Source organism: Microbacterium sp. BF1, assembly GCF_019279095.1.
Taxonomy (GTDB): Bacteria; Actinomycetota; Actinomycetes; order Actinomycetales; family Microbacteriaceae; genus Microbacterium; species Microbacterium maritypicum.
This window is the reverse complement of the sequence record NZ_JAGYWT010000387.1, coordinates 1-2,378: the sequence shown is the minus strand read 5'-3', so window position 1 is coordinate 2,378 and position 2,378 is coordinate 1. Positions and strand designations below refer to the sequence as shown.

General features: G+C 66.3%; 3 protein-coding genes and 1 pseudogene. All 4 read right to left on the bottom strand.

Annotated features, from left to right (window positions below):
• Nucleotides 1-236 (bottom strand): annotated as a pseudogene (locus tag KZA10_RS12555) (iron ABC transporter permease); the annotation flags it as partial.
• Between the two features lie 33 nt (nt 237-269).
• Nucleotides 270-1,295, bottom strand: a complete 1,026-nt coding sequence (locus KZA10_RS12550; protein ID WP_055869272.1) for an iron-siderophore ABC transporter substrate-binding protein — start codon at nt 1,293-1,295, stop codon at nt 270-272.
• Between the two features lie 192 nt (nt 1,296-1,487).
• Nucleotides 1,488-1,691, bottom strand: a complete 204-nt coding sequence (locus KZA10_RS12545) for a cold-shock protein (protein WP_017831237.1) — start codon at nt 1,689-1,691, stop codon at nt 1,488-1,490.
• Nucleotides 1,692-2,027: 336 nt separating this feature from the next.
• A partial coding sequence (locus KZA10_RS12540; RefSeq protein WP_218683037.1) for a hypothetical protein occupies nt 2,028-2,378 on the bottom strand: 351 nt, incomplete at its 5' end.

Here is a 2,378-nt window from a genome sequence, read left to right as displayed (position 1 = left end):
AGGACAGTGCGGGGGATGCGCTTGACGATCGCGGCCTCGGCGATCGTGTCGGTGCGACCGGTGAGGGCCGCCGCGATGTCGTCGAACGAGACCGCCCGCACGCCGAACGAGATCGACAGGATGCTGAGGACGACGAGCACCACGATCCCGACGAGGAGCCAGATGGTTCTCACCAGCACCGGGCGCCGCAGGTCTGCGGCGCCCGGTGCCGGTGCGATGACGGTTGCTGAGGTCACTGAGCATTCACTCCGCTGCGGCGGATCGAACGACTACGGCGCGAGCGGTGCAGCCAGGAGCGCGAGGTAGTCGCTGAGGCCCCACGGGATGGACAGCGGCGACGGGTTCGCCGATGCCGCGATGGGGGTGGCGTCCGGAAGGACGGCGATGCGCCCCTCGGCGATGGCGGGGATCTTCGACAGCAGCGGGTCGGCCTGCAGCAAGGGGATGATCGTCTCATCGCCGTACGTGATGAACAGGTCGACGTCATCGAACTTCTGCGCCTCTTCGGCGCTGACCGTCAGGTAAAACTGGTCGCTGTCCTTGTTCTCCTCGACGATCGAGGGGAACGGCAGTCCGAGGCCGTGGAGGTAACCGGGGCGGGTGTCGATCGCCGTGTAGTACCCGACCTGGCTAAGGTCTGTCGGGTCGATGTAGGAGAAGAGGACCTTCTTGTCCTTCAGCACGCTGTTGGCCTCCAGCGCCTTCTGCGCGTCGGCGTCCAGCTGCTCGATCAGAGCCTTGCCCTCCTTCTCGAGGCCGAGGGCCTTGGAGTCCATCTCGATCATGTCGTTGACCGAGGTGCCCCAGGCGACCGTCGGGTAGGCGATGACCGGAGCGATCTTTGAGAGGGTGTCGTACTCCTCCTGCGTGAGGCCGGAGTAGGCGGCGAGGATCACGTCGGGCTCGGTATCGGCGACGGCTTCGTAGTCGATGCCGTCGGTCTCGTCGAACAGCACCGGCGTCTCGGCGCCCAGCTCATCGAGCTTCTCCTCGACCCAGGGCAGCACGCCGTTGTCGTCGTCGTCACCCCACGACGCCTTGCTCATGCCGACCGGAACGATGCCCAGGGCCAGCGGCACCTCGTGGTTCGCCCACGCGACGGTAGCGACACGCTCGGGCTTCTCGGTGATCGTGGTCTCGCCGTAGACGTGCTCGACGGTGACGGGGAAGGCGTCGTCGGATGCGGGGTTGCCGCCGGTGGTCGAAGTCGACTCCGGTGCGGAGGACGCACAGGCGGAGAGGCCGATGGCGAGCGCGGCGGCCGCGCCGATGGCGAGGATTCGAGAGGTGCGCACAGGCGTTCACTTCGGGTTCGGGGTGAGAGGGCGGCGCGGATGAAGCGCCCAGCCTTTGGTAAGCCTGGCCTAATCTAACACGGAGGTTAGGTGAACCTCACCCCGGATCTTCCCGAGGTTCCGACGACGGAGGCACGAAAAAACCGGTCGGATCCGTGAGGATCCGACCGGTTTCAGGAAGTCAGCGCGCGCTCAGAGAGCGCGGATGTTCGCCGCCTGCATGCCCTTGGGGCCACGCTCAGCGTCGAATTCGACCTTCTGGTTCTCGCGGAGCTCCTTGAAACCGGAGCCGGCGATAGCCGAGTAGTGGGCGAAGAGGTCGTCCGAGCCGTCATCGGGAGCGATGAAGCCGAAGCCCTTTTCCGCGTTGAACCATTTCACAGTGCCAGTGGCCATGTGTTTCTACTTTCTGTTGATCTAGCCGCTGTTTTACACGGCTTGTGCATCGCACCGGAAGAACCGGAGGATACGAGTGAGCCTCCCTCCGAACGGAAGGGGCGAAGTTTTCAGGGGATCCGTGCCGAACCAATCGGCGCAGAATTCGGATCCAGATGTCGGGCCACACACGTCGCAGCAAGCGTTCGCGGGCCGGTGATGAATGACGCCTCCGGGAAGAGGCACGTTGCCTACCGTACCACGCCATCCCCGCGAGCGCGCCCCCGACTTTCCGATGGCCCGCCCGAAGGATGCCGGGCGCGCCTCAGCGACGGGCGCGCCGAGGGACGGGACCCCTCAGGTGCGACGATCGCGAGCACGCGGACGAGCGTCGCCATCCACAGCAGTCCGAGCCCCACGACGATCGCCTCGACCGCTGTGGCCGAGTACAGGCCGAGCGGGATCCACAGCACGAGTGCGAGCACGAGGAGCAGCCCGACGCCGACCGAGGTGACCAGGAGCGCATCCGGTGTTCTGGAACACGAATGCGAAGCGGATGACGTCACCGGCTTCACCCGCGCCGCCGTCGAGCACCGCTCCGGTCTTCGTCAGCTGCAACGCGGGAGCCGGTGCGATGGGCACGGCGACCGAGGTGGTCTCGGAGAGAAGTGGCCCGGTGGGCGGGGTCGCCACGGCCTCGACGGCGTT